General features: G+C 49.1%; 5 protein-coding genes. 1 reads left to right on the top strand and 4 read right to left on the bottom strand.

The window, feature by feature from the left end; translation table 11 throughout:
- Positions 1 to 5 precede the first annotated feature (5 nt).
- Positions 6 to 1,178 (bottom strand): THUMP domain-containing class I SAM-dependent RNA methyltransferase, encoded by a 1,173-nt coding sequence (locus VN105_RS22575; RefSeq protein WP_325644463.1) that lies wholly within the window; start codon positions 1,176 to 1,178, stop codon positions 6 to 8.
- A 78-nt stretch (positions 1,179 to 1,256) separates the two neighbouring features.
- Here VN105_RS22575 and VN105_RS22570 point away from each other — a divergent pair, with 78 nt between their 5' ends.
- A complete protein-coding gene (locus VN105_RS22570; protein WP_325644461.1) occupies positions 1,257 to 2,288 on the top strand; it encodes a sialidase family protein in 1,032 nt (343 codons plus the stop codon).
- Between the two features lie 2 nt (positions 2,289 to 2,290).
- Here VN105_RS22570 and map read toward each other — a convergent pair whose 3' ends face one another.
- The 3 genes from map to VN105_RS22555 all read right to left on the bottom strand — a co-directional run bounded on the left by map (position 2,291) and on the right by VN105_RS22555 (position 4,347).
- Positions 2,291 to 3,055, bottom strand: a complete 765-nt coding sequence (gene map / locus VN105_RS22565; protein ID WP_325644459.1) for a type I methionyl aminopeptidase — start codon at positions 3,053 to 3,055, stop codon at positions 2,291 to 2,293.
- Between the two features lie 94 nt (positions 3,056 to 3,149).
- Positions 3,150 to 3,680, bottom strand: a complete 531-nt coding sequence (locus VN105_RS22560; RefSeq protein ID WP_325644457.1) for an RNA 2'-phosphotransferase — start codon at positions 3,678 to 3,680, stop codon at positions 3,150 to 3,152.
- Between the two features lies 1 nt (position 3,681).
- Entirely contained in the window at positions 3,682 to 4,347 is a 666-nt protein-coding gene (locus VN105_RS22555) for an NADAR family protein (protein WP_325644455.1), read from the bottom strand.
- Positions 4,348 to 4,596 lie beyond the last annotated feature (249 nt).

The following is a 4,596-nucleotide window of genomic DNA, read 5'->3' as shown; positions in this document are numbered from 1 at the left end:
ATGATTTATAGTTTACGCGCGTCACGGGTGCCTGCATACAATTCATATTCCAGCAGGCGGCAATCGATCGTACTGTTATAAAATTCTATCCGGCGTTTGGCTTTGAGCCCTATTTTCTTTGCCAGTTCAAGATTCCCGGTGAATACATACCCGTAATAGCCACGGCATTGCTGTTTCATAAAATCGCCGATACGGCCATAGGTTTCTTCCAACGCTTCAATTTCGCCGAGGCGCAATCCGTATTCAGGGTTCATATACACTACGCCGGCTTCTCCTTCAGGCACTTCGGTAGCGGCGAAATCACATACGCGGAATTGAATCATGTCCGCTACGCCGGCGGCTTTTGCATTTTTACGTGCATTTACAATGGCGGCCTCGCTGAGGTCGGTGGCAATGATGCGCAACCCCGGCGCTTCCACGATCTGTTTTTCCAGCAGTCCCCTTTCTTCCAGGTATACAGCTTCATTGAAACCCTGCAGGTGCATAAAGGCGTAGTTATCACGGAAAAGACCGGGCCGGCTGTTGGTGGCTATCAGTGCGGCTTCTATGGCAACCGTGCCTGAACCGCACATGGGGTTGATAAAAGGCGCTTTCCGGTCCCAGCGGGTAGCCAGGATAGTGGATGCCGCCAGGGCTTCCAGCATGGGCGCACGGCCTGGTATTTTGCGGTAGCCGTGTCTTGCAAGGGAATCGCCGGTGGTATCTACAAATATTTCTGCCTGTTCATTTTTCCAGAACAGGTGGATCACTGCACCGGTAAGTTCCGCTCCCGTAGAAGGACGCTTCCCTGTTTTATCACGCATACGGTCCACCACTGCGTCCTTTACCCGCAGGTTGGCAAACATGCTGTTGTTGATGGTTTCATTCTGCACGTTGCTGGTAATGGAGAAGTAACCATTATCCGGCAGGATGGTTTCCCAGGGATAGGATTTCAGCTGGTTGTATATTTCATCGCCATCAGCGGCTTCAAATTGTTTCAGGCTATACAGTACCTGGCTGCCGCAGCGCAGGTTCAGGTTAAGACGGATACACTCATTCAGCGATGCATTCAACCGCACACCGGTAACGAATGTTTCTTCTACAGTAAATCCCAGCTCTTTTACTTCCTGTTCCAGGTAAGGAGTCAGGCGTTTGTTACAGGTGATAGTAACGGTTCCCTTTGTTGTGTATAATGACATAAGGCCGCAAATTTACCAATCTTTATGATAATCCCCTTGTATTCCCTATTTTACCTGCTCAAACATACCTCTTTATCTATGCGTTTTTATCTTTCGCTGTTATTGCCGGCTGTCCTGTATTTCCCGGCAAAGGCACAAACGAAGGCAGTGCCGTTGCATAATGAGCTCATCATGCCGGTGCCGGTTACGCCTTCCAGTCATGCGTCTACCATTACAACGTTGGGTTCCGGCGACCTGCTCAGTGCGTGGTTTGGCGGAAAGGAAGAAGGTAATAAGGATGTAGAGATCTGGTCGTCGCGTTTTACTTCCGGCAAGTGGCAGGCGCCGGTAAAACTGGCAGACGGCATTATAAACGATACCCTTCGTTATCCCTGCTGGAACCCGGTACTGTTCCGTACCCGGGCAGGTTTACTTTGCCTGTTCTACAAAGTGGGTCCTAATCCGCGGGAGTGGTGGGGCATGGCCCGCTATAGCAGTGATGACGGCAGCAGTTGGTCATCTCCCGAAAAACTACCGGAAGGCATGCTGGGTCCTATAAAAAATAAATGCATACAGCTTCCGGACGGACGCCTGCTGCACCCCTCCAGCACAGAAAGCGTAAAAGGCAATCACTGGGTGTCGCATATGGAGATCAGCGACAGTACCGGGCATCAATGGCAGAAGGTGGCCATTGATTGCGACACCTTCGGCGTGATACAACCCACTATACTCACCCACCGGGACGGCCGCCTGCAGCTGCTGTTCCGCAGCCGGCAAAAAGTAGTAGCCACCAGCTGGTCGAAAGATATGGGCGCTACATGGACCCGCGTGAGCGCGCTGCAGCTGCCCAATCCCAATTCAGGCATTGATGCCGTAACATTGCCCAATGGTAATATGGCATTGGTGTACAACCCAACAAAAGGAGGAAACAGGTGGTCGGATGGCCGCAACGAGCTGCGGGTAGCCGTTTCAAAAGACGGTATTAAATGGAAGGATGTATATCAGCTGGAAAAACGTGCAGGCGGCGAATACAGCTATCCTGCCATAATCGCCACCGCAGACGGTTTGGTGCATATCACGTATACCGACGACCGTAAAAATATCCGCGCGGTAACATTACAGTTGAAGTAAGATCAATTCCATATTTCGTTGGCAGCGGTCAGGATCACTGGTTCCTGGTCGGTAACAACAATAGTATGTTCATGCTGCGCCACAAAGCCGCCCTTGTTTCCAATCAGTGTCCAGCCATCATTACTTTGATTGGCAAAAGAAGAAATGGTGGAAATAAAGGTTTCTATGGCTACTACGGCATTCTTTTTAAAACGGGTACGGTTTAAACGTACATAACAGTTAAGGATATCATCCGGCGCTTCATGCAGGCTTCTGCCAACGCCATGGCCCGCAAGGTTGCGGATAACGGTATATCCTGATTTCCTGGCTTCTGTTTCAATGAGCCTGCCCACATCGGCCACGCGGGTGCCGCCTTTGATATAGCGGATGGCCTTTTGAAGTATCGCCTTTGAAGCATCTACCAGGGCCTGGTGCCGGTAAATGTCTTCACCGAGTACGAAAGAACCTCCATTGTCTGACCAGTAACCGTTCAGCTCTGCAGATACATCAATGTTCACCAGGTCGCCTTCCTGCAGTATTTTTTTTGCAGAAGGAATACCGTGCGCAACTTCATTGTTCACGCTGATACAGGTCCAGCCGGGAAAGCCATAGGTAAGCTTTGGCGCCGATTTCGCACCCAGGGCATTTAATATTTCCCCTCCATATTCATCTATTTCTTTTGCCGTCATACCCGGCCTGGCATAGTTCCTCATTTCTCTGAGCGTAACAGCTACTGCTTCGCTCACTTTTTTCATGCCATCGAGTTCTGCCTCTGTAGTGATAGACATATTTTTTTCTTTAAAAATACTGATAAAAAAATAAAGCCCGCAATGAATGCGGGCACCCGGGTCGATTCGCATTTACCTCTTCACAAGGTAAGCATTATTGAATATACTTTACCGGCACTTCGTCTGTAAGCCATACGCCGTTGTCTGAAAGATAAAATACCATACCGGCTCTATGCATATCGCCGCTGCGGATGGTGAGGATATGTGGTACTCCTCTCCTGCTGCCAACCTTTTCGGCAGTGGCCCTGTCGCCGGTAAGATGCACATGCTGCCGGCTCATTTTCCGCAAACCGGTTTTACGTATGTTGTCCATAATCCTTACCACGGTGCCATGGTAAAGAAATTCCGGTGGTATGGCCGGGGGCAGGTCCAGTGATATATCAATGGAGTGGCCCTGGCTGGCGCGGATCATGGTTTTGTTTTCATTAAAAGAAAAGCGTTGCTTATCGTTTTCCGCCACCATTTTTTCCAGTTCCTCCATGGTAAAATGATGTCCGTGCGCTTTGCATTGCTGCAGGAGCGTGTTCACGTTTGTCCAGCCATGGGCATCGAGTGTAACCTGTATAGTGTCCGGGCTATGCCGGAGAATAAAGCTCAGTAACTTACTGATAGATCTGTTGTTCATGTTATTTAAATTGGTCCCTGACCACCATGAGCGCGTAACCGAGCAGGTTATGCCCGCGCCATAGTAAGGGATTTTCCACGTGTTCGTTGGAGGCTGCCATACCAATGCCCCATATACGGTCCATAGGACTGGCTTCCACCAATATGCGATCGTGTGTGTTAATTAAAAAGGTTTTCAATGCCGGGTGCTGTGAAAATTTATGATGATTACCCTCCACTACCAGGTCAAATTTATGTGCATCCCAGGAAGCGGGATCAAAGCGTTTCACTTGTCTTCCCAGCTTCTTGACTTCATCCGGTGTGTTTGCGGCCAGGATCTTCTGCAGCGTGGCATCGTCATTGAACAGCCGGGCTTTCCCTGCCATCATCCAGTGTTCGGCTGTTTTATAAGTGACGCCGTTTACGGTGAAAGGCGCGGTCCACCACTGGCTGAAACAGCTCTGGGTAACGCTGCCGTCCGCGGAGGGACGGTGGCCCCAGAAAAAGATGAACTTTAATTTTTCTTTGGCCTGATACTTTTCGATCAGCCAGTTATTATTGTACTTCATTGTAGCAAATTTATGATTGAATGCCTGTTTGTTTACCACCAGCCTGCGTGCGGCGGTGAAAGTAGTTTCGCCGGTATGGCCTGCTTCCATTATATTCAGTGTTTCGCAGGCGATAGCCATTCTTTTGTTTTGTTCATGTTGTTTTAGTTTTTCACCGGTGCAGGAATGTTGGCGGGGTTAACAGTTCCGTTGCATTGGTGCAGGGTTTAAACTTTGTTTACGTCATTATGACGCAAAGTAAAGAAATATTTTTCTAATACAGATATTTTTTTTCGGGAGATGAGATAAGCGGAGGATTTATTGTTATCATTATTCTGCATGGTGGGTTCATATGTTTTATCCGGGGAATCGTTAAACCGGATCCCTGCT

Source organism: Chitinophaga sp., from assembly GCF_035564935.1.
Classification (GTDB): Bacteria; Bacteroidota; Bacteroidia; order Chitinophagales; family Chitinophagaceae; genus Chitinophaga.
The sequence above is the reverse complement of the archived record's forward strand: the minus strand, read 5'-3'. Positions and strand labels throughout refer to the sequence as shown.

Bases quoted from the DNA above. Each gene is read 5' to 3' on its own strand.
- VN105_RS22575 (WP_325644463.1), bottom strand. From the start codon at position 1,178: ATGTCATTATACACAACAAAGGGAACCGTTACTATCACCTGTAACAAA.
- VN105_RS22570 (WP_325644461.1), top strand. From the start codon at position 1,257: ATGCGTTTTTATCTTTCGCTGTTATTGCCGGCTGTCCTGTATTTCCCG.
- map (WP_325644459.1), bottom strand. From the start codon at position 3,055: ATGTCTATCACTACAGAGGCAGAACTCGATGGCATGAAAAAAGTGAGC.
- VN105_RS22560 (WP_325644457.1), bottom strand. From the start codon at position 3,680: ATGAACAACAGATCTATCAGTAAGTTACTGAGCTTTATTCTCCGGCAT.
- VN105_RS22555 (WP_325644455.1), bottom strand. From the start codon at position 4,347: ATGGCTATCGCCTGCGAAACACTGAATATAATGGAAGCAGGCCATACC.